Here is a 22,355-nt window from a genome sequence, read left to right on the forward strand (position 1 = left end):
GATACTTATCCTACGGACTACACCGGCACACTTGTGACAACACGACTCTTCCGACTCCTGGCCCTGCTGCTGATGCTGGCATGTGCCATGCCACGCGCGCACGCCGCCGACATGGTCGACATCACCCGTGCCTATATCGAGTCGAGCGAAGAGGGCTACAAGCTGGCCGCCACGTATTCCTTCGAGCTCAATCACGACCTCGATGATGCCGTACAGCATGGCGTGCCGCTGTATTTCACGACGGAAATCGAACTGACCCGGCCCCGCTGGTACTGGTTCGATGAAAAAGCCATCGTGGCGCGCCAGACCAGCAAGCTGTCCTACAACGTGCTCACGCGCCAGTATCATGTGTCGGGCGTCGGCTTGCAGCAGAGCTTCCCCACGCTCGACGATGCGCTGTTCCTGATTCGCCGTCCCAGCCGCTGGCTGGTAGCGCGGCGCGGCGAGCTGAAAGTGGGACAGACGTATAACGTCACCTTGCGCATGGGCATGGACCGCGACTACCTGCCCAAGCCGATACAGGTCAATGCCTTCAATAACAGCGACTGGCGCCTGGCTTCGAATAAAAAAACCTTCTTGTATACGGCGGAGTAGTGAGTCAAGCATTGCGCTATCTGCTGGTGGTGGGCGGCGGCATTGTCAGTATCCTGCTGTTCCTGCTGGCGTCGGCTTCCGATAATTCCGGCTTTTTCGACCGTTACTACACCTGGCTGCTGGGCCTGAACGCGGCCGTCGCCGTGTCCCTGCTGGCGCTGGTGGGTATTTCCCTGGCGCGCCTGTACGCGCGCTACAAGAGCGGCAAGTTCGGCTCCAAGCTGATGACGCGCCTGGTGATGTTGTTCGCTGCCGTCGGCATCCTGCCGGGCCTGGTGATTTTCCTCGTGTCAGTGCAATTTGTCTCCCACTCCATCGAATCGTGGTTCAACGTCAAGATCGAAGCGGCGCTGGAATCGGGGATTGAGCTGGGCCGTGCCGGCCTCGATGCGGCCCTGGTCGAGCTCGACCACCGGGGCCACAAGGCCGTCGAAGAACTGGGCGCCGACCCGGTAGCCGGCCCGGCCGTGCTGACCAGCCTGCTGCGCGAAGAGGGTATGCAAAACGTCATGATCGTCAGCGGCGACGGCGTGCTGCTGGCCAGCGCCGGGCCGCACAGCGCGGCCGACTTGCCGACCCCAGCCATGCTGGTGCAGGCGGCCTTGCCGGCCGGCTATGCCTCCGCCGAGGGCGGACTGGAGTTGCACGACGATGGCACGGAGTCGGGCGGCGGCGGTTTCCGCTCGGGCCTGCCGGCGTCGCTGGAAACGGCGGCCAGCCTGCGCCTGCGCGTGCTGGTGGCCGTGCCGGGACCGTCCGTTTCGCCCCGCTATTTGCAGCTGCTGCAATCCGTGCCGCCCAAGCTGGCGACGAATGGCGAAGTGCTGCGCGCCGCCTACAGCGAATACAAGGAACGTTTCGTCGCGCGCGTGGGCTTGCGCAAGATGTACATGGAAATCCTCACCCTGACCTTGCTGCTGGCCATTTTCGGCGCCATCGGCAGCGCTTTCCTGATCGCGGGCAACCTGGCCCAGCCCCTGCTGCTGCTGGCCGAAGGCACGCGCGCCGTGGCCGAGGGCGACCTGTCGCCGCGCCCCATCGTTGCCACCAAGGATGAACTGGGCACCCTGACGCAGTCGTTCAACATCATGACGCGCCAGTTGCTCGATGCGCGCACGGCCGTGGAAAGCAACCGCGCCGCCTTGCAAAACGCCAAGGCCCACCTGGAATCGGTGCTGGCGAACATGTCGGCCGGCGTGATGGTGCTCGACGGCGACTTTAAACTGGTGACCTGCAATGAATCCGTCGAGCGCATCCTGCAGCATTCGGGCATGAGCATGGTGGGCCAGCCGCTGGCGAATATTGCTGGAATGGAAGAATTTGGCGGCGCCATCATCAGTGCCTTCACGGCGCAAAGCGCGCAATCGGCGTCGGGCCGCAACCAGCAGCGCCTGCACTGGCAGCGGCAGATCGAGATTCCGCGCCGCCTGGGCAGCAGTGCCGACGAGCATGACATCACCTTGCTGGCGCGCGGTTCGCGCCTGCCTCTGGAGTCCGGCAGCGGCTATATCGTCGTCTTCGATGATATTTCCGACGTGATTTCCGCGCAGCGCTCGATCGCCTGGGGCGAGGTGGCGCGCCGCCTGGCGCATGAAATCAAGAATCCGCTCACGCCGATCCAGCTGTCGGCCGAGCGCCTGCAGATGAAGCTCGAAGGCAAGCTGGAGCAGCCGGACGCCGACCTGCTCAGCCGCGCCACCACCACCATCGTCAAGCAGGTCGATGCGATGAAGCGCATGGTCGACGATTTCCGCGACTATGCGCGCACGCCGCCGGCCGTGCTCACGCCGCTGCGCTTGAACGAGCTGATCGAAGAGATACTGAACCTGTACCTGCGCGGTGACGATGGCGACATCATCCATCCGCTGCTGGCGCCGAACCTGCCGATGGTGATGGGCGATCCGACCCAGTTGCGCCAGGTGATCCACAACTTGCTGCAGAACGCGCAGGACGCCATGGCCGACCTGCCGCCGGACTCGCCGCATCCGCGGATTGACGTAAGGACGGAAGCAATTCATTATCGCAGTGCGGACGGCGGCGTGAATATCGCCGTGCGGCTGGCCATCAGCGACAATGGCCCTGGTTTCGCGCCAAAAATCCTGGCGCGGGCCTTCGAGCCCTATGTGACGTCGAAGGCGCGCGGCACGGGATTGGGCCTGGCGATGGTCAAGAAAATTATCGATGAACACGGCGGACGCATCGATATCGAGAACCGGGTCGACGGCAATGGCGCTTCGGTGGTCATTTTGCTGTTAAAGTTAGCTCCCGACACTCCTGCCCAGGAATTCCTGGCGTGAGGGTCTGGTTTAGTATTTAAAACACTAATAAAATCATAGTTGTCCGCCGTGTGCATCTTGTGCGCGACGGCCGGCGAAATGAGGAAGGCAAGACACGAATGGCAAACATACTCGTAGTGGATGATGAAATGGGTATCCGTGAGTTGCTCTCGGAAATTTTGGGCGACGAAGGACATGCTATCCAGCTGGCCGAAAATGCGCAGCAGGCGCGCGAAGCGCGTGCCGCCGGTGCGCCGGATCTGGTATTGCTGGATATCTGGATGCCCGACACCGATGGCGTCACCTTGCTCAAGGAATGGCAGCGCGACGGCTTGCTGACCATGCCCGTGATCATGATGTCGGGCCATGCCACCATCGATACGGCGGTTGAGGCGACGCGCATCGGCGCCATGAACTTCCTGGAAAAACCGATTGCCCTGCAAAAACTGCTGAAAGCGGTTCAGCAAGGCTTGACGCGGGCACAGGAAACCGTGCGCGCGCCGAGCGTGGCGCCGCGTCCCGTGGCGCCCGTGGTGGCCGAGGAAAGCAGCCATCCCGTGCCCAGCTTTGGCGGCAGCGCGCCGCAACAGCTGATGGTGCGCCCAGGCATCGCCGTCCCGGCGGTGGCCGAAGGCCATGGCTACAACCTGTCGTTCGACTTGCCCCTGCGCGAGGCGCGCGACGCGTTCGAGCGCATGTATTTCGAACACCACCTGGGACGCGAAGGCGGCAGCATGACCCGCGTGGCAGAAAAAACGGGCCTCGAGCGCACCCATTTGTACCGCAAGCTGAAACAGCTGGGCGTCGAACCGGGCAAGCTGGCCAAGAAAAGCCTGTGACGGCAGCCGTGCGGCGTCCGACGCCGCTGACCCTGGTCAACGGTGGACGCGCCGCAGGGCGCGAGGCGGCCATCGCGCAAGCCTTGCGGCCGCAGCAAGCGAGTGCTGTCATCCTGGAAGGATTGGCTGACGGCAACGCCATCCTGGCCGACCTGGCCGAGCAAGTTTCCCCTTCTCCATCATTTCCCTTGCAACTGTTGCGCATCGCACCCGGTTGCCTGTGCTGCAGCGGCAATCTCGTATTGCGTGTAACATTGAATCGTCTGCTGCGCCATCCACCCGCGCACTTGTTCATCAGCCTGGCCGACGCCACGCACATCGAACAATTGCGCACCTGGCTCACCGCCAGTCCCTACGATGCCTTGCTGGCGCTGCAAGCAGATATCGTCGTTGCCTGACGATTTTTCGATCGACTTACCGCAGTCGCAGTTTGCATCTCGTTACAACTCTGTAGCCCGCAGGGTGGCATGGCCGCTTGAAATGGCGCCGTGTGAACCCCACCTCTGTTCTGACACCGCAGGAGCTTCTCCTGCTTGAGCGAAGGATGCAAAATGAACCTGATCTATAACAGCGAACAATACAGCGTCGTGGAATTCGGCGTCGACGGCGACCTGGAAGCCCTGCGTTTTGGCGGCTATGAAATCGTCGACAAGGGGGGCAAACGCGAGACGTTTATCGCCGGCATCCTGGCGCAAAACTTCCGCCGCGACGTCACGGAGCTGATCGCCAGCGAACCCAGCATGGAAGAGATCGATGAATTTTTGGGCAGCTATGATTCCCTCATGAGCCAGCCTGTCCTGTTGCACTGACCGGATGGCTATCGCCACCATACCAATCCGTCTGACGGCATGGTATGGTGGTTGTGTTATCCAGCTGCAAACAGACCATGTGCCAACTTCTCGGAATGAATTGCAATGTCCCCACGGACATTGTCTTTAGTTTTACCGGCTTCGCCATGCGCGGCGGCCATACCGATACCCACCATGACGGCTGGGGCATCGCCTTTTTCGAAGGCGCCGGCGTGCGCCATTTCGTCGACCACCAGGCGGCCATCGCCTCGCCCGTGGCCGAACTGATCAAACGTTACCCCATCAAGTCGCGCAATGTCATCGCGCATATCCGCAAGGCCACGCAAGGCCAGGTGGCGCTGGAAAACTGCCACCCCTTCGTGCGCGAACTGTGGGGCCGCTACTGGGTCTTTGCCCACAATGGCGACTTGAAGGATTTCAATCCCGTGCTGACGGGCAGCTACCGTCCCGTCGGCTGCACGGACAGCGAACGGGCTTTCTGCTATCTGCTGCAGGAACTGCACGCGCGCTTTGGCGATGCCCCGCCGGCCTTGCCGCCACTGCATGCCGCCCTGGCGGAGTTGTTGCCCAGCATCGCGGCCCACGGCACCTTCAACATGATGCTGTCGAGCGGCGAGGCGCTGTTTGCCCATTGCTCGACCAGTTTGCACTATCTGGTGCGACAACATCCGTTTCCAACTGCTAAACTCTCCGATGAAGACCTGAGCGTGGACTTTTCCCAGGTGACGACACCCCAGGACCGCGTGGCCGTGATCGTTACCCAGCCGCTGACGACGAATGAACAATGGACGGCGTTTGCGCCGGGCGAATTGAAATTATTTGTCGACGGGATGGTGCAAGACATGCCAGCGGCCTAATTTGTTGACGACAATAAACTGGATTGCTGCCAAAATACCCACAGCGCGGGCGGAATTCAGCTAAAGTATTGTCAATAGTGAACCTTGATGCGGGCGCGGCGCGGCCGGTGTCACTCGACGTGATTGATGAAGAGTTAATGATCGATATTTCCAGCAACGACATCACCCCGAAACCCTTGCGCGTGCGCGAGTTCTATCTGGGGCGACAACCTATCCTTGACCGCAATCAAGCCCTGTTTGGCTATGAGTTGCTATTCCGCAACGCTCCGGTCGGTCCCGCCAACATTACCAGCGATCTGTCCGCCACGGCGTCCGTCATCGCCCACGCTTCCCAGCTGGGCATGGAAAAGGTCATCGGCGACGCGCTCGGTTTCGTCAACGTCGACGCCGACGTGATCATGAGCGACATCTTCGTGTTCCTGCCGCGTGAAAAAGTCGTGCTGGAAATCGTCGAATCGATGCCCGTCACGCCGGAAGTGCGCGCGCGCATCAGCGAACTGGTGGGCCATGGCTTCACCTTTGCGCTGGAAAACGTCGTCTCCGACACGGCGCAAGTGCAGGAACTGCTGCCGCTGGTGCAATACGTCAAGATGGACATGAGCACGGTCGATCCGAAAGTGCTGGCAGCCCTGGCACCCCGTTTCAAGCAGGAAAACAAGAAACTGGTGGCGGAAAAGGTCGAGACGCGCGAAGAATTCAAGTCGGGCCTGGATCTGGGCTTCGATTACTTCCAGGGTTATTACTTTGCCAAGCCCGCCATCATGACGGGCAAGAAGCTGTCGCCATCGCAACTGGCCGTCATGGAACTGATGACACTGGTGACGTCCGACGCCGACAATATGGACATCGAGCGCGCCATCAAGCGCGACGTGTCGCTGGCCTTGAACCTGTTGCGCCTGGTCAATACACCCGCCGTGGGCGCGCGCCAGCGCATCGATTCGCTGAGCCAGGCCGTGACCGTGCTGGGCCGCCGCCAGTTGCAGCGCTGGCTGCAAATCATGCTGTATGCGGAACCAAGCAAGCGCGGCCATAGCATGACGCCGCTGCTGATGCTGGCCACCACGCGCGGCCGTTTGCTGGAATTGCTGGCGCATAAACTGCGCCCCAATCACGCCCATTCGGCCGATATCGCCTTTACGGTCGGCATCATGTCCCTGATGGATACCCTGTTCGGCGTGCCGATGTCGGAAATCCTCAGCCAGATCGAAGTGATCGACGAAGTGGCTGAAGCGCTGCTGTCGCGCGAAGGCTTCTACGGCGACCTGCTGCGCCTGGCCGAATGCATCGAGCGCATCGAAGACATGGAAGGCGAGATCGTACCGACCTTGCGCGACCTGGCCATGTCGCCGGACGACCTGGTGGAGCTGGAAATGGCTGCCTATGAATGGAGCGATAACGTTGTAAGGTATGCGCTGTAGGTCGGATTAGGTGGGGCCGCCGAGGCCCAAAGGGCCGTAATCCGACAATATTGTTGGCGCGTTCTTCAAAAGCCCTGCACGGCGACGCCGTGGCAGGGCTTTTTTACGCCGCTACGCCGCCGCACCGGGCCAGTGCTTGTGCAGCTCGGGGTCGGTGCGCAGTTCCCACAGGGCCAGCACGACGACGGCGATACCGACGAGCAGCTCGTTCCACAGGACGACGCGTTGTTCGGCGATGCGCAGCACCCACGGCGAGGCCGCCACCCACACGCCCACCAGCAGGTTGACGACGACGGCCCAGAAATAGGTCTTGTACAGGTCGAAGGCAGCCAGCACGGCGATCACCAGGCCCGAGACAAAGGCGTTGAGCATCTGCGGTGAACCCTCGGGATAGGAAAACGCCCAGGGCGAGACGACGAGCCACAGGCCCAGCAACAGGATCACCTGATCCTGCCAGCGTTTCAGTTTGAAATTGGTTGCCATATATCCTCCTTGCCAGTTGGGAACGGGCCGGAGCGGGCATGCAGCATGCCGGCCGGCATACTGCGTTAGTGCGCTTCGGCGCGCGATAAGTTCCGCGCGCCTTGTGCTTATATTATGACAGGTTCGGCGCCAGCCAGCGTTCCACGTCTTCGATATTGGCGCCACGGCGCTTGGCCATGTCTTCCACCTGATCCATGCCGATCTTGCCGACAACGAAGTATTTCGACTCCGGGTGGGCAAAATAGAAGCCGGACACGGCCGCGCCGGGGAACATGGCGTACGATTCCGTCAACTGCATGCCGATTTCCTCGGCCTGCATGATCTCGAACATCTGTTTCTTGACCGTGTGCTCGGGGCAGGCCGGGTAGCCTGGCGCCGGGCGGATGCCGACATATTTCTCGGCGATCATGTCGTCGTTGCCCAGGTGCTCGTCCGGCACATAGCCCCACAAATCCTTGCGCACGCGCTCGTGCAGGTATTCGGCGAATGCTTCGGCCAGGCGGTCGGCCAGCGATTTGAGCATGATGGACGAGTAATCGTCGTGCGCATCCTCGAAGCGTTTTTCGTATTTCTCAATGCCGAGGCCGGACGTGACGGCGAACATGCCGATGTAATCCTTCACGCCCGATGCCTTCGGTGCGATGAAGTCGGCCAGGCACTGGTTCGGACGCTGCACGCCATCGACCACGGGTTTCACGCCCTGCTGGCGCATGCCGTAGTAGGTGAATGCCACGTTACTGCGCGTATCGTCCGTGTACACCTCGATATCGTCGTCATTGACGCTGTTGGCCGGCAGCAAGGACACGACGCCATTGGCCGTCAGCCAGCGTCCGTCGATGAGTTTTTTCAGCAAGGCCTGGCCTTCCGCGTACACCTTGGTGGCCGCGTCGCCCACCACTTCATCCGTCAAAATGGCGGGGAAGGGGCCCGCCAGGTCCCAGGTCTGGAAGAACGGGCCCCAGTCGATATAGTTGGCCAGGGTGGCCAGGTCGACATTTTTAAACAGGCGGCGGCCAATGAACTTCGGTTTCACGGGCGTGCAGGCGCCATCGAAAGGCACGACCATCTTGTTGGCACGGGCTTGCGCCAGCGGCAGGATGGGCAGCGCCTTTTTATTGGCGTGCTGTTCGCGGATGCGCGCGTAGTCGAGTTCGATGTCTTCCACGTACTTGTCGCGCTGCTCGGGCGTCAACAGCGACTGCGCCACGGACACGGAACGCGAGGCGTCCGGCACGTAGATGACGGGGCCTTCGTAGTTATGCGCGATTTTCACTGCCGTGTGGGCGCGGCTGGTGGTGGCGCCGCCGATCAGCAGGGGAATCTTGAGCATGCGGAAATGTTCGTCGCGCTGCATTTCCTTGGCGACATACGCCATTTCTTCCAGGGACGGCGTGATCAGGCCAGAAAGACCGATGATGTCGGCGTTTTCCACCTTGGCGCGGGCGAGGATTTCCGAGCACGGCACCATCACGCCCATGTTCACCACTTCGAAGTTATTGCACTGCAGAACGACGGTGACGATGTTCTTGCCGATGTCATGCACGTCGCCTTTGACGGTCGCCATGATGATCTTGCCTTTCGGCTTGGCGACGATACCCGTGCGCTTTTCTTCCAGCAGCTTTTCTTCCTCGATAAACGGAATCAAGTGGGCCACGGCCTGTTTCATCACGCGCGCCGATTTCACCACTTGCGGCAAAAACATCTTGCCCTGCCCAAACAGGTCGCCGACCACGTCCATGCCCGCCATCAAGGGGCCTTCGATCACGTGGATCGGGCGCCCGCCATTGTGCAACAGTTCCTGGCGCGCTTCTTCCGTGTCTTCCACGATGAATTGCGTAATGCCGTGCACCAGCGCGTGCGACAGGCGCGCCTGCACCGTGCCTTCGCGCCAGGCCAGGGTTTGCGCTTCGGCCTTGCCGCCCGCCTTCAGGGTGCCGGCAAATTCGATCATGCGTTCGGTCGAGTCTTCGCGGCGGTTCAACACCACGTCTTCCACGCGCTCGCGCAATTCCGGGTCCAGGTTGTCGTACACGCCCACCATGCCGGCGTTGACGATGCCCATGGTCATGCCGGCCTTGATGGCGTGGTACAGGAAGACCGTGTGGATGGCTTCGCGGGCGGGATCGTTGCCGCGGAAACTGAACGACACGTTCGACACGCCGCCCGAGATCTTCGCGTACGGCAAGTTTTCCTTGATCCAGCGCGTGGCGTTGATGAAGTCGACGGCGTAATTATTGTGCTCTTCGATGCCGGTAGCCACGGCAAAGATGTTCGGGTCGAAAATGATGTCTTCCGGCGGGAAGTCCAGCGCATCGATCAGCAGGTGATACGCGCGCGCGCAAATCTCGATCTTGCGCTCGAAGGTATCGGCCTGGCCCTTCTCATCGAAGGCCATGACGATCACGGCCGCGCCATAGCGGCGGCACAGTTTTGCCTGGCGCAGGAATTCCTCTTCGCCTTCCTTCATGGAAATCGAGTTGACGATGGCCTTGCCCTGCACGCATTTCAGGCCCGCTTCGATGACCGACCATTTCGACGAGTCGACCATGATGGGCACGCGCGAAATATCGGGTTCCGAGGCGATCAGGTTCAAAAAGCGCGTCATGGCGGCCAGCGAATCGAGCATCGCTTCATCCATGTTGATATCGATCACCTGCGCGCCGTTTTCCACTTGCTGGCGCGCCACGGACAGTGCCTCGTCGTATTGCTCGTTGAGAATCATGCGCGCGAACGCTTTCGAACCCGTGACGTTGGTGCGCTCGCCTACGTTGACGAACAGCGACTCGTCATTGACGACGAACGGTTCCAGGCCCGCCAGACGCAAGTCGTGCGATGGGGCCGGCACGGTGCGCGGCGTGTTTTTCGACAGCAACTCGCCGATGGCGGCGATGTGCTCGGGCGTGGTGCCGCAGCAGCCGCCCGCCATGTTCAAAAAGCCCGCATCGGCAAATTCGCGCAGCAGGGCGGACGTGTCGGCTGGCAACTCGTCAAAGCCCGTGTCGCTCATGGGATTGGGCAAGCCCGCGTTCGGGTAGATGCAGACGAAAGTGTCGGCGATCTTGGCCAGCTCTTCCGCGTACGGACGCATCAGGGCGGCGCCCAGCGCGCAGTTCAGGCCGATGGTCAGCGGTTTCGCGTGGCGCACGGAATTCCAGAAGGCGGGCACGGTCTGGCCCGACAGGATGCGTCCCGACGCGTCCGTGACGGTGCCGGAAATCATCAAGGGCAGGCGCACGACGGTCGGGTTTTGCTCGTAGAACAGGTCGATGGCGAACAGGGCCGCCTTGCAGTTGAGGGTATCGAAGATGGTTTCCACCAGCAGCACGTCGGCGCCGCCCTCCACCAGGCCCTGCGTCTGCTGCAGGTAGGCGGCCACCAGCTGGTCGAAACTGACGTTGCGCGCGGCCGGGTCGTTCACGTCCGGCGAGATCGATGCCGTCTTCGGCGTGGGCCCGAGGGCGCCGGCGACGAAGCGCGGCTTGTCCGGGGTGGAATACTTGTCGCAGGCGGCGCGCGCCAGTTTTGCCGCCTGGACATTCATTTCATAGGCCAGGTGGGCCATGTGGTAATCGTCTTGCGCGATGGTCGTGGCGCCGAAGGTATTCGTTTCGATCAGGTCGGCGCCGGCCGCCAGGTAGCGCTCGTGGATTTCCTGGATGATGTGCGGCTGCGTCAGGGTCAGCAGCTCGTTATTGCCCTTGACGAACAGTTCGCGCGCGCCACTGTCGGCCGGCGCGGTGAAATCGATGAAGCGGCCGGCGGGGCCGCCACGGTACGCTTCTTCGTCGAGCTTGTATTGCTGGATGATCGTGCCCATCGCGCCGTCGAGAATCATGATCCGTCGCGCAAGAATGGCGCGCAAGGTGGCTTCGGTCGGGGACATGGCGGGGATCACGGTATCGTTCATTTCATGCTTTCAATAGGCAGACGGGCGGCGGCGCGGCGACAAGACAGGCAAGAGGCGGATGCGGCCAGCAGGATCAGCTGACGGAGAGTGCCCGCCGGGTAGGGCAGGCAGAAGGTGGCAATCGCCTGATTTCACCGGGTCTAAAATTATACGGCATCAGGCTGCTTTGGTTTTAAGCAAAAGCGGCCGTTCACCCCACGGCAGGCGTGGTTGCAACACATTGCAACACATCGCCCTCCGCCACGCCTGTTTCTGAAAATTACATTCCTGAAAATCTTACTCAAAACGTTAATTTTTCCGCCAAAGTTGGCAGGGAGATACTGCTCTCTAGGCTGTGGAAAAATTTCCACATTATTTGCGCCATATCAGCATATTTTTAATGAACCGAATAGCAATAGCTGCAAAGGAAAGTAATTTCGATTTAAGCCAATACAGAGTGAAGCCAATAATGCTCAAAATAAAATTTGCCAAGAAGATATTTTAATTATTATCAAAACCAATTGAATCAAAAGCATTAATAGTTGTCTTTAGGAATCGAATTAACCCATAATATTGGTTCTTCGAAATTAAATTCTCACCAAAAGTCACCAATATGTCACATTTATCTCGTGTCCTCCCCGGCATCGCGCTGCATCAACATGGTTGCCAGCCATGAAAAACCATTTGCTTGTAGCATTGTTTGTCATGCTGGGCCTGTCCGCCTGCGGGGGCGGGGGCGGTGGTGGTGGCGACACGGTGGTGGCGACCACCTCGGGTACGCCCGTCCTGATTCCCGCCGTGACGGCCGTCTCGGCGGCGAATGTCGCCATCGGTGGCAGCCTGGTGGTGACGGGCACGAATCTGAGCCGTGTGACGGCTTTCCAGGTGGGTGGCGTGAACGTTGCCGCCAGTGCCAGCAGCGACACCAGCGTGACTCTGGCCATGCCGGGCGTGCCCGTCACGGGCGCCTTGAGCCTGGTCAGCGCCAGCGGCACGGCGGCCACCGGCTATAACGTCACTGTGTACCTGCCATTGAGCGTGGGCAGCGTCGCACCGGCGACGGGCGGTGTCGGTTCCAGCGTGACGATCACGGGCGCCGGCATGGGCGCCGTGACGGCGGTGCAGTTTGGCAATGGCGCGGCGGCAACGCCGCAAAGCCAGACGGCCAGCAGCGTGACGGTGCTGGTGCCTGCGGGCGCCGCGACTGGCGCGCTGACGGTGCGCGGTCCCTACAACGATGTCGCCAGCGGCGACGCATACACGGTCCTGGCCAGCGTGGCGGTGACGTCGATCACATCGGCCGTCAACGGCACGACCTTGTCGGTGACGCTGCAGGGCAGCAATCTCGACCAGGTCAGCTCGGCTTCGGTGGGCAATACGCCGGCCGTCATCGTCAGCGCCAGCACCAGCCAGTTGCTGCTGTCCGCGCCAGCCTCGGCAACGGGCAACGTGATGCTGTCGGCCGCGTCGCGCATCGCCGTGAATGCGGGCACGGTGTCGGCCTTTACCCTGGGCAGCATTGATTTCGCGCAAGTACTGAATTTGAACGCCAGCAATACGGCCTTGCGCCTGACGCGCGGCAAGCCGGCCGCCGTACGGGTGTCCGTGCTGGCCACGCAGGCGGGCCAGACCAGCCCGGCTGTCACCTTGAATGCGACGGCCGCCAATGGCAGCAATCTGGGCAGCATCGCGATGACGGGGCCGGCGCTCTTGCCGGCGACGAAGAACGATGACAGTTTCAACGGCAATTTCAGTGCCGTCCTGCCTTCCGGCTGGATCTTGCCCGGCGTGCGCGTGCGCGTGACGGCCGTCGGCAATGACGGCGTGCAAGTGAGCCAGGAAGCGGCGCCCGTGGTGGCCAGCCTGGCCAAAATTCGTCTGGTGCTCGTGCCCTTGAGCACCGATGATGGCGTGGCGCAACTGCCTGACGCCGAAGTAATCCGTGCTGCGTTGCTGCGCGTGTATCCGTATGCGACGGAAAATATCAGCATCACCACGCGCACTGCGCTGAGCATGCCAGGCAGCAGCACGGCCGACAGCTGGTGGAGCGATGCCCTGGGCAAGCTGGAAAACCAGCGCGCGCTGGAAGACAGCGGCGCCTATTATTATGGTTTCGTGCCGAAGATGTCCGTCAACAACGCCGCCGGCCTGGCCTACATCAACCAGCGCAGCAGCGGCAGCGACTTTACGTCGGCCATCGGCCTCGATGCCCATTCCAACCGCATCGCAGCGGTCGACCCCTTCGGCAATCAATGGCCTCTATGGCTGACCACGCTCGTGCATGAGCTGGGCCACAACCACTCGCTGCAGCACGTTGCCTGCGGCGGTCCAGCCAATGCGGCTCCCGACTACCCGTATGCCAATGGCGATCTGGGCCCGCAAGCGCTGTACAACAGCAACTACGCGGGCAGCATCGGCCAACTGAGCAAGGCAGTCTACGGCAACACGCCGATGAAGGACGTGATGAGCTATTGCAGCGGCGCCTGGTTCTCCGACTACAGCTATGCGCGGGTGCAGCAATTCCTGGAAAAACGCAGCACGCAAGTTACGGGCAGCAATGTGCTGGCCGCCAGCATGTCCGTGGCCGAGAATGGCTATCTGACGATTTCCGGCCGCATCACGCCATCGGGCGTGGGTCTGCGTCCTGCCGTTGCTTCGTCGGTGCGCATCGGCGTCGCTGCCAGTGGCAGCGGCCATGCTTATACCTTGCGCGTGCTGACGGCGTCGGGGCAGACTATCGACTTGCCCTTCGATGCCGTCTCCGTGGCCGACCATGGCGGTAACGCCATGAGCCATTTCCGCGTCAGCTTCGCCAACCCGGGCGACATCAGCGACGTGCAAGTGCTGCAAAATGGCAAGGCTTTAGCCAAGCTGGAGCGCCCGGCGCGCCGCAGCAAGGTCGCCGCCAACGATGCCACGTTCGATGCGACACAAAGCGGCGGCAAGCTGGCGCTGGTCTGGAATGCCCAGTCGGAACCGTACGCCGCCGTGCTGCACGTGGCCGCCGATGGCCGCAAGACGGTGGTCGCCACTGACTTGACGGGTGGCAAAGCCAGCGTCGACGTGAGTGCCTTGCCGGCCGGCGGCCGTTTCGAGGTCAGCCTGTCGTCGTCCGTGGGCGCACGCCTGATGAAGGTGCAGCGCCGCTAAGCCAGGGCGCTGGATGCAACAAGGGCTTGCCGCGGCAAGCCCTTTTTTTATGTGCGCAGCATTCGTGCGCAAACTGCACAGATCCTGTGCCGGGCGCAGGCTGCCATTTCTCATCCCGCCTGCCTAGAATGGGACTTCATCCACTTGCGGAGCATCCCATGCCCATCCTGAACCTGCGTTTGTCCACCGCGCCCGATGCGCGCCAGTCGGCCGCCATCGCCGCCACCCTGAGCCAATTGACGGCGCAGCTGCTGCACAAGGCGCCCGAACTGACGTCGGTGGCGATCAGCCATCTTGACGCGGCGCACTGGTTTGTCGGCGGGCCATCCTTGCAAGCGCAAGGCAAGGCCAGTTTTTTCCTCGATATCCTGATCAGCGATGAAACGAATACGGCCGCCGAAAAGGCCGCGTATATCGCTGCCGTGTTCGCCGCCATGCGGGAGTATCTCGGCGCCTTGCATGACGTCAGCTACATCCACGTGCATGACGCGCGCCAGGCGGCCTGGGGCTACGGCGGCCTGACGCAGCAGTTCCGCGCCGTGCGCAAGGTGCTGCAGCAGCCGTGATCAATCCCAGCGGCGATCTTGATAGTGTTGCACGGCAAAATCGATGAAGGCCCTGACCTTGGGCGACAGCTGGCGGCTGTGCGGATACAGCGCGTACAGGGTGCGTGGACGCAAGGTGTAGCCGGGTAGCACTTCCACCAGCTGGCCGCTGCGCAGCGCGTCGCGCACGATGAAGGCGGCCGCGCCGGCAATCCCCATGCCGCCCACGGCCGCCTCGCGCAAGGCGACGCTGGTATTGGCTTGCAGGCTGCCGCGCACGGCCACCTTGTGCGCGGCGCCATCGCTATCCGTGAACGACCACTCCGCCGGCTTGTCGCCGGACGTGTACATCAGGCAATTGTGCTGCGCCAGCTCTTGCGGCGTGGCCGGATGGCCATGGCGCGCCAGGTAGGCGGGCGAGGCGACGGCCACCGTGCGGCTACTGGCCAGCTGGCGCGCCACCAGGGTGGAATCGGGCAAGCCGCGCGCGAGGCGCAGCGCCACGTCGAAGCCATCGTCGATCAGGTCGACGATGCGGTCATTGCAGACGAGGTCGATGTGGATGTGCGGGTATAGGCGGGAAAAATCGGGCAGCCAGGCGGCCAGTTCCAGGGTGCCGAAAGCCATCGGCGCATTGATGCGCAGGCTGCCGGACGGCTGCGCCTGGTGCATGGCGACGGCGCGGTCGGCCGCGTCAAGGGCGTCGAGGATGTCGCGGCTGGCCAGGTAGTATTCCTGGCCGGCGGCCGTCAGGGCGAAGCGGCGCGTGGTGCGGTTGAGCAGCTGGGCGCCCAGCTGGCTTTCCAGCTGGCGGATCTGGCGCGAGACGATGGAGTGGGAGATGCCCAGCGCGGCGCCTGCGGCCGTGAAACTGCCCAGTTCCACGACGCGGCGCAAGGCGCGCAGGGCGGTCAGCTGGTCCATGGGCGCGTGCCGCCGGTAGCGATTGCCGGCTTAAACGAAGCGTTTGCCTTCGAGGGGGAAGCCCTTGATGAACTCGGCAGCAGGCAGGCGCTTGCCGCCCGGTTTTTGCAGTTCCGTCAGACGCAGGGAACCATTGCCGCAAGCGACGACGATGCCGTGCTGGGCGTCGGCCGCCAGCACCTGGCCGGGCGCTTCCTTGCTGTCCGCTTCGATTACCTCGGCGGCCCAGATCTTGATGGTGGTGCCATCGACCTGGCCGCAGGCGCCGGGAAACGGATTGAAGGCGCGGATTTTCAGGCCCAGCTCCAGCGCCGGCAAGCTGAAATCGAGCGCCGCTTCTTCCTTGGCGATTTTCGCCGCGTAGGTCACGCCCGCCTCCGGCTGCGGCACGGCTTCGAGCGGTTGCTGCTGCATCTTGCGCAGGGTTTCGACAATCATCTTGCCGCCCAGGGTGGCCAGCTTGTCGTGCAGGGTGGCGGTGGAGTCGCCCGCTTCGATGGGCGTGCGCTCGATGGCCAGCATGGGGCCCGTATCGAGGCCTTCTTCCATCTGCATGATGGTCACGCCCGTTTCATCGTCGCCCGCTTCGATGGCGCGGTGGATCGGTGCGGCGCCGCGCCAGCGCGGCAGCAAGGAACCGTGGATATTGATGCAGGGTTTGAGGTCGAGCGTGCTGCGAGGCAAGATCAAGCCGTAGGCCGCCACCACCATGACATCGTAGTCCGTGGCCAGCAGGCGCTCGTGGGCCGCCTTCGCTTCGGCGGCGCGCTGCGGGTCCTTGCTGTCCATGCGCAGGGACAAGGGCTGCAGCACTTCGATGCCGTGCTGCTGTGCGTACTGCTTGACGGCCGAGGCGTGCAATTGCATGCCGCGTCCGGCAGGGCGGTCGGGCTGGGTCAGCACCAGCGGAATCTCGAATCCCGCTTCGTGCAAGTCTTTCAGGGCCGTGGCGGCGAATTCAGGCGTGCCTGCGAAGATCACTTTCATATGGTTCCTTGACGTGAGGTGCGCAGGCCCGCGCCCGAGGGCGCCAGGCTGGCGTGGTAAGACGACTACTGTTGCTGCTTAGTCTATCAGCAGTAGCTTAGAAACGGCGGTTCTGTGCACGCAAGCTCGCTTCGCGCTCGAGACCACGGATTTCCTTGATCATCTTGGTCTTGATGCGGTTGCGCTTGAGCGGCGACAGGTATTCGACGAATACCTTGCCCAGCAAGTGATCCATCTCATGCTGGATGCAGACGGCCAGCAAGCCATCGGCTTCCAGTTCGAACTGCTTGCCGTGGCGGTCCTGGGCGCGCACCTTGATGCGGGCCGGGCGCTCGACGCCGTCGTAGACGCCAGGCACGGACAGACAGCCTTCGTCGTAGACCTGCTTTTCCTCGCTGGCCCAGGTGATTTCCGGGTTGACGAACACTTGCAGCTGGTTTTTCTCTTCGGTGGTGTCGATCACCATCATCTGGATGTGTTCGTCCACTTGCGACGCGGCCAGACCAACGCCAGGGGCGTCGTACATGGTTTCAGCCATGTCATCGATCAGGGTTTGCAGGCGCGCGTCAAATTCGGTGACGGGCTTGGCGATCGTGTGCAGGCGAGGATCGGGGTAACGCAGGATATTTAATATGGACATACGGATTCGACTGGTTAAGGTGGGCGCCGGTGCGCCGGATTATTCATGCCTGGGCCATGCGAACGATGGCAGGGCTATTTTATTTGTGTACGCCTTGGGCGCGCATGGCACAACGACGCGGCAGATGCGTTTGCCAGTGCGCTAATCGTTTGCTGCAAAGGGAAATTTTATCACAGACGCCCATGCTCCTGTGGAGGAGGGACCGTTTTGCACGGCCATTGCACGCATTCTTGCGCGCGTCGGTATCGCGTGCGCGCCATGGCGCTAGCATGGGATGGCACAGTACACAGTGAGGTTGTCATGCATGCACTTGCCACGATGGCAGACACGGCCACGGAACTGGCGGGCTGGCTGCGCCTGCAGCATCTGCCCGGCGTGGGGCCGGTGGCGGCGCGCGCCTTGCTGGCCCGCTTCGGCTTGCCGCCGGCCATCTTCGCCGCATCATTCGAGGCCCTGCGCGAAGTGGTGCCGGCCAGCGCGGCGCGCGCCATCGTGCAGCCGCCCAAGCCGGTGGCCAACAGCCAGCTCGATCTCACCCTGCAATGGCTGCAGCGGCCCGGCAACGCCGTGCTGACCCTGGCTGATGCCGCGTATCCGCCCCTGTTGCTGGAAATCGCCGATCCGCCGCTGTTGTTATATGTGCGGGGGCGGGCGGAATTGCTGTCGCGTCCCGGCGTGGCCATTATCGGCAGCCGCAATGCCAGCGCGCAAGGCATGCAGAATGCGGACGCCTTTGCGCAGGCCCTCAGCGCGGCAGGCCTGACCATCATTTCCGGGCTGGCGCTGGGCATCGACACGCACGCGCACGAGGGCGGCTTGCGCGGCGCGGGCGGTACGGTGGCCGTGATCGGCACGGGCGCCGATCTGGTGTACCCGCGACGTAACCTTGATCTGGCGCAAAGAATCGCCGAACAGGGTTGCATCGTCAGCGAGTACGCACTGGGCTTACCCGCCATGCCAGGTAACTTTCCGCGTCGCAATCGCCTGATCAGCGGCCTGGCGCGCGGCGTGCTGGTGATCGAGGCGGCCGCGCAATCGGGTTCATTGATCACGGCGCGCCTGGCGGGCGAGCAGGGGCGCGATGTGTATGCCTTGCCCGGCTCCATCCATGCGACGTTGGCCAAGGGTTGCCATGCGCTTATCAAGCAAGGCGCCAAGCTGGTCGAGTCGGCCGATGACGTGCTGCAGGAGCTGCAATGGCTGGGCGGTGCTCCCTACGTACCTCCAACGGTGGAAGACGAACCGCCGCTGCTGGCCGCGCTGGGCCACGATCCCCTCGATGCCGATACCCTGGCCGCGCGCAGCGGCCTGGCCATGGGCACGCTGATGGGCGAATTGCTGGCGCTGGAGCTGGCGGGCCGGGTGGAACGCTTGCCCGGGGGACTGTTTCAACGCTGTAAATGACAGCTTGTCACTTGTGTGGCGGCCTTGCCGCACGGCGGCGCTTTGTCGGCGCGCACCCTTGTGTCGCAGCGAACTTAGCTGATAGAGTAGAGCCATGTTCGATATCCTGGTGTACCTCTACGAGACTTACTATCGCCCCGATGCCTGCCCCGAGCCGGCAGTCCTGGCGCGCAAACTGTCGGCCGTCGGTTTCGACGACGTGGAGATTTCCGAAGCGCTCGTGTGGCTGACGGATTTAAATGCCATGGCCGGCGTCGAACACACCCTGACGGCCAGTTCCACGGGCACGCGCTTTTATGTGCAGCAGGAAAGCGACGTGCTGGGTACGGCCGCCATCGGCTTCATCCAGTTCCTCGAAAGCGCCAAGGTGCTGTCGCCGCTGCAGCGCGAAATCGTCATCGAACGGGCGCTGGCGCTCGACGAGGCGCCCGTGTCGCTGGGCAAGCTGAAAGTCATCGTGCTGATGCTGCTGTGGAGCCAGGGCAAGGAACCGGACGCCCTGATGTTCGACGACCTGTTTGTCGACGATGAAGATCTGCCGCCGCGCCTGCTGCACTAATATATAAACGCCCTTGGCCGCACCTGGCGCCACTGCCGCGCCATCTCCCTTACTATATGCTGCGGCACCGCGCCCGCCAGCCCATTGTATTTGCGCTGGCGCATTCTTGCTTGCAGATAACTTGCCGAATTCTTCAATAGGCGCTTATCATTGGCCGCTTGACAAGACCACAAGTCACAAGGCCTTGCGCAGACAAAAGCGTCGGCGCCTGGCAATGCACTGTATGATGCGCATGCTGAAACTATCCTAGAGCATTTTTCGAGACTAAAAAATATGACAAAAACCCTCATCATCGCCGAGAAGCCTTCTGTCGCGAACGATATCGCGAAGACGCTTGGCGGCTTCACCAAGCACGATGAGTACTTTGAATCGGATGAATACGTCCTGTCGTCGGCGGTCGGCCACTTGCTGGAGATCGCCGTACCGGAAGAATTCGACGTGAAGCGCGGCAAATGGAGTTTCGCGCACTTGCCGATGATTCCACCGTATTTCGCGCTGAACCCGATCGCCAAGACGGAAGCGCGCCTCAAAGTATTAAACAAGCTGATCAAACGCAAAGACGTTACCACCCTCATCAACGCATGCGATGCGGGGCGCGAAGGCGAGCTGATTTTCCGCCTGATCGCGCAAAACGCGAAAGCCAAGCAACCGGTCAAGCGTTTGTGGCTGCAGTCGATGACGCCAGGCGCCATCCGCGACGGTTTCTCGCACCTGCGCAGCGACGAAGAAATGCTGCCGCTGGCGGACGCGGCCCGCTGCCGTTCGGAAGCCGATTGGTTGATCGGCATCAATGGCACGCGTGCCATGACGGCGTTTAATTCGAAAGAAGGCGGTTTTTACCTGACGACCGTGGGTCGCGTGCAAACGCCAACCCTGTCCATCGTCGTCGAACGCGAAGATAAAATTAAAAAATTCGTGCCGCGCGACTTCTGGGAAGTGCGCGCCGAATTCGTTTGCGCGGCCGGTATCTATGAAGGCCGCTGGCTGGACACGAAATTCAAGAAGGACGAGAACGATCCCGAGAAGCGCGCCGAGCGCCTGTGGAGCAAGACGGCTGCCGATTCGATCGCCACCGCCTGCCGCGGCCGCCAGGGCATCGTCACGGAAGAATCGAAGCCGACCACCTCGATGGCGCCGGGCCTGTTCGACCTGACCAGCCTGCAGCGCGAAGCAAACTCGCGTTTCGGCTTCTCCGCTAAAAATACCCTGGGTCTGGCCCAGGCGCTGTACGAAAAGCACAAGGTATTGACGTATCCGCGTACCGATTCGCGCCACCTGCCGGAAGACTACATGCCGACCGTGCTGCAGGCGCTGGAAACGGTCAAGGAAAACAGCAACTACCACCAGTTCGCCAAGCAGATCATCGACAAGGGCTGGGTCAAGCCGAACAAGCGCATCTTCGACAACACGAAGATCTCGGATCACTTCGCGATCATCCCGACGACGATCGCGCCAAAGAATTTGTCCGAGCCGGAACAAAAATTGTACGACCTGGTCACGCGCCGCTTCATGGCCGTGTTCTTCCCGCCTGCGGAATTCCAGGTCACCACGCGCTACACGGAAGTGTCCGGCCATCAGTTCAAGACTGAAGGCAAGGTCATGACCAATCCGGGCTGGCTGGCCATCTACGGCAAGGAAGCCTCGACGGACGCCGACAAGGAAAGCAATGGCAACGGCAATCTGGTGCCAGTGGCCAAGGGCGAGAAAGTACAGACGGAAAGCGTCAACGCCAACGGCCTGGTAACGAAACCGCCTGCGCGCTTCACGGAAGCGACCTTGCTGTCGGCCATGGAAGGCGCCGGCAAGCTGATCGACGACGACGAGCTGCGCGATGCGATGGCTGGCAAGGGCCTCGGCACGCCAGCGACGCGCGCGGCCACCATCGAGGGCTTGCTGACGGAACGCTATCTGATCCGCGAAGGCCGCGAACTGATTCCGACGGCGAAGGCCTCGCAGCTGATGACCTTGTTGAAAGGCCTGGGCGTCAATGAATTGACGGCGCCGGAGCTGACGGGCGAGTGGGAATACAAGCTGTCGCAGATGGAAAAAGGCAAGATTTCGCGCGAAGAATTCATGCGTGAAATCGCGCAGATGACGCAAATCATCGTCAAGCGCGCCAAGGAATACGATAACGACACGATCCCCGGCGACTACGCGACGCTGGAAACGCCATGCCCGAATTGCAGCGGCGTGGTAAAGGAAAACTACCGTCGTTTCGCCTGCACCAAGTGCGAATTCTCGATGAGCAAGACGCCTGGTTCGCGCCAGTTCGAAATCGCCGAAGTGGAGCAATTGCTGAAGGACCGTACCATCGGCCCGCTGCAAGGTTTCCGCTCGAAGATGGGCCGTCCGTTCGCCGCCATCCTGCGCATCGTGCGCGATGAAGAGATCAAGAACTTCAAGCTGGAATTCGATTTCGGCCAGAACGACGAGAGCGAAGATGGCGAAGGCGTCGATTTCACGGGCCAGACGCCCGTGGGACCTTGCCCCAAGTGCAATGCCGGCGTGTACGAAATGGGCCTGGCCTATGTATGCGAACACAGCATGGCCAAGCCGAAGACGTGCGACTTCCGCAGCGGCCGCATCATCTTGCAGCAGGAAATCTTGCCGGAACAAATGGCAAAACTGCTCAACGATGGCAAGACGGACCTGTTGCCTGGGTTCGTATCCCAGCGTACCCGTCGTCCGTTCAAGGCCTTCCTCGTGCGCGGCAAGGATGGCAAGGTGAGCTTCGAGTTTGAAGAGCGCAAGGCCAAGCCGGGCGCGAAGACGAAGGCGGCAGCCGTTGAGGCCGAAGGCGAAGAAGGCGCGGCGCCAGCGAAGAAAACGGCGGTCAAAAAGGCTGCCGTGAAGAAAGCGCCAGCGAAGAAAGCTGCGGCCGTGAAAAAGCCGGCCGCCAAGAAGGCGCCGGCGAAGAAAGCGGCTGCGGCGGAGTAATCTAGCCTCAGCCAGACAAAAGCCAGGGATGTCCCTGGCTTTTTTTA

The 22,355-nt window shown here is 61.8% G+C and carries 17 protein-coding genes; 12 read left to right on the forward strand and 5 right to left on the reverse strand.

Going from position 1 to position 22,355, the window contains the following annotated elements:
• Positions 1 to 87 precede the first annotated feature (87 nt).
• From SJI03_RS27225 to SJI03_RS27255, 7 genes are all read left to right on the forward strand, one after another.
• Positions 88 to 594 carry a DUF4390 domain-containing protein gene (locus tag SJI03_RS27225; RefSeq protein WP_233516302.1) on the forward strand — a complete coding sequence of 169 codons (507 nt, stop codon included), beginning with the start codon at positions 88 to 90 and terminating at the stop codon, positions 592 to 594.
• A complete protein-coding gene (locus tag SJI03_RS27230) occupies positions 594 to 2,891 on the forward strand; it encodes a sensor histidine kinase (protein WP_099379971.1) in 2,298 nt (765 codons plus the stop codon). The genes SJI03_RS27225 and SJI03_RS27230 overlap by 1 nt, the downstream gene beginning before the upstream one ends.
• A 98-nt stretch (positions 2,892 to 2,989) precedes the next feature.
• Positions 2,990 to 3,709: a response regulator gene (locus SJI03_RS27235; protein WP_034784724.1), complete on the forward strand. Its 720-nt coding sequence runs from the start codon at positions 2,990 to 2,992 to the stop codon at positions 3,707 to 3,709.
• On the forward strand, positions 3,706 to 4,107 hold the full coding sequence (locus SJI03_RS27240) for a GTPase (protein WP_322429272.1): 402 nt from the start codon (positions 3,706 to 3,708) through the stop codon (positions 4,105 to 4,107). Before SJI03_RS27235 ends, SJI03_RS27240 begins: the two co-directional genes overlap by 4 nt.
• 153 nt (positions 4,108 to 4,260) lie before the next feature.
• Positions 4,261 to 4,518, forward strand: a complete 258-nt coding sequence (locus tag SJI03_RS27245) for a DUF3567 domain-containing protein (RefSeq protein WP_034749313.1) — start codon at positions 4,261 to 4,263, stop codon at positions 4,516 to 4,518.
• Positions 4,519 to 4,595: 77 nt separating this feature from the next.
• Entirely contained in the window at positions 4,596 to 5,375 is a 780-nt protein-coding gene (locus SJI03_RS27250) for a class II glutamine amidotransferase (protein WP_322429273.1), read from the forward strand.
• A 137-nt stretch (positions 5,376 to 5,512) separates the two neighbouring features.
• On the forward strand, positions 5,513 to 6,793 hold the full coding sequence (locus SJI03_RS27255) for an EAL and HDOD domain-containing protein (RefSeq protein ID WP_035824533.1): 1,281 nt from the start codon (positions 5,513 to 5,515) through the stop codon (positions 6,791 to 6,793).
• A gap of 111 nt (positions 6,794 to 6,904) precedes the next feature.
• Here SJI03_RS27255 and SJI03_RS27260 read toward each other — a convergent pair whose 3' ends face one another.
• Complete coding sequence (locus tag SJI03_RS27260) at positions 6,905 to 7,276, reverse strand: SPW repeat protein (RefSeq protein WP_322429274.1); 372 nt, start codon at positions 7,274 to 7,276, stop codon at positions 6,905 to 6,907.
• Between the two features lie 112 nt (positions 7,277 to 7,388).
• On the reverse strand, positions 7,389 to 11,159 hold the full coding sequence (gene metH / locus SJI03_RS27265; RefSeq protein ID WP_416208794.1) for a methionine synthase: 3,771 nt from the start codon (positions 11,157 to 11,159) through the stop codon (positions 7,389 to 7,391).
• Positions 11,160 to 11,846: 687 nt separating this feature from the next.
• On the opposite strand from metH, the gene SJI03_RS27270 reads away from it, so the two are divergent.
• Together SJI03_RS27270 and SJI03_RS27275 are read left to right on the forward strand one after the other, a co-directional pair.
• Entirely contained in the window at positions 11,847 to 14,312 is a 2,466-nt protein-coding gene (locus SJI03_RS27270) for an IPT/TIG domain-containing protein (protein WP_322429276.1), read from the forward strand.
• A 158-nt stretch (positions 14,313 to 14,470) separates the two neighbouring features.
• Complete coding sequence (locus tag SJI03_RS27275; protein WP_176389135.1) at positions 14,471 to 14,878, forward strand: tautomerase family protein; 408 nt, start codon at positions 14,471 to 14,473, stop codon at positions 14,876 to 14,878.
• Here the strand turns inward: SJI03_RS27275 and SJI03_RS27280 are convergent, their stop codons facing one another.
• The 3 genes from SJI03_RS27280 to def all read right to left on the reverse strand — a co-directional run bounded on the left by SJI03_RS27280 (position 14,879) and on the right by def (position 17,408).
• Positions 14,879 to 15,781, reverse strand: coding sequence for a LysR family transcriptional regulator (locus tag SJI03_RS27280; RefSeq protein WP_322429277.1), 903 nt, complete (start codon positions 15,779 to 15,781; stop codon positions 14,879 to 14,881).
• Positions 15,782 to 15,811: 30 nt separating this feature from the next.
• On the reverse strand, positions 15,812 to 16,768 hold the full coding sequence (gene fmt / locus SJI03_RS27285) for a methionyl-tRNA formyltransferase (protein ID WP_322429278.1): 957 nt from the start codon (positions 16,766 to 16,768) through the stop codon (positions 15,812 to 15,814).
• A gap of 97 nt (positions 16,769 to 16,865) precedes the next feature.
• Complete coding sequence (gene def, locus SJI03_RS27290) at positions 16,866 to 17,408, reverse strand: peptide deformylase (RefSeq protein ID WP_099379962.1); 543 nt, start codon at positions 17,406 to 17,408, stop codon at positions 16,866 to 16,868.
• 300 nt (positions 17,409 to 17,708) lie between these two features.
• Here def and dprA point away from each other — a divergent pair, with 300 nt between their 5' ends.
• From dprA to SJI03_RS27305, 3 genes are all read left to right on the forward strand, one after another.
• Positions 17,709 to 18,812, forward strand: a complete 1,104-nt coding sequence (gene dprA / locus SJI03_RS27295) for a DNA-processing protein DprA (protein ID WP_322429279.1) — start codon at positions 17,709 to 17,711, stop codon at positions 18,810 to 18,812.
• Positions 18,813 to 18,906: 94 nt separating this feature from the next.
• Positions 18,907 to 19,371 (forward strand): DUF494 family protein, encoded by a 465-nt coding sequence (locus SJI03_RS27300; protein ID WP_099379960.1) that lies wholly within the window; start codon positions 18,907 to 18,909, stop codon positions 19,369 to 19,371.
• Between the two features lie 273 nt (positions 19,372 to 19,644).
• Entirely contained in the window at positions 19,645 to 22,308 is a 2,664-nt protein-coding gene (locus tag SJI03_RS27305; RefSeq protein ID WP_035824548.1) for a DNA topoisomerase III, read from the forward strand.
• Positions 22,309 to 22,355 lie beyond the last annotated feature (47 nt).

It is taken from the genome of Janthinobacterium sp. GMG1 (assembly GCF_034427795.1).
In the GTDB taxonomy this organism is placed as follows: Bacteria; Pseudomonadota; Gammaproteobacteria; order Burkholderiales; family Burkholderiaceae_D; genus Janthinobacterium.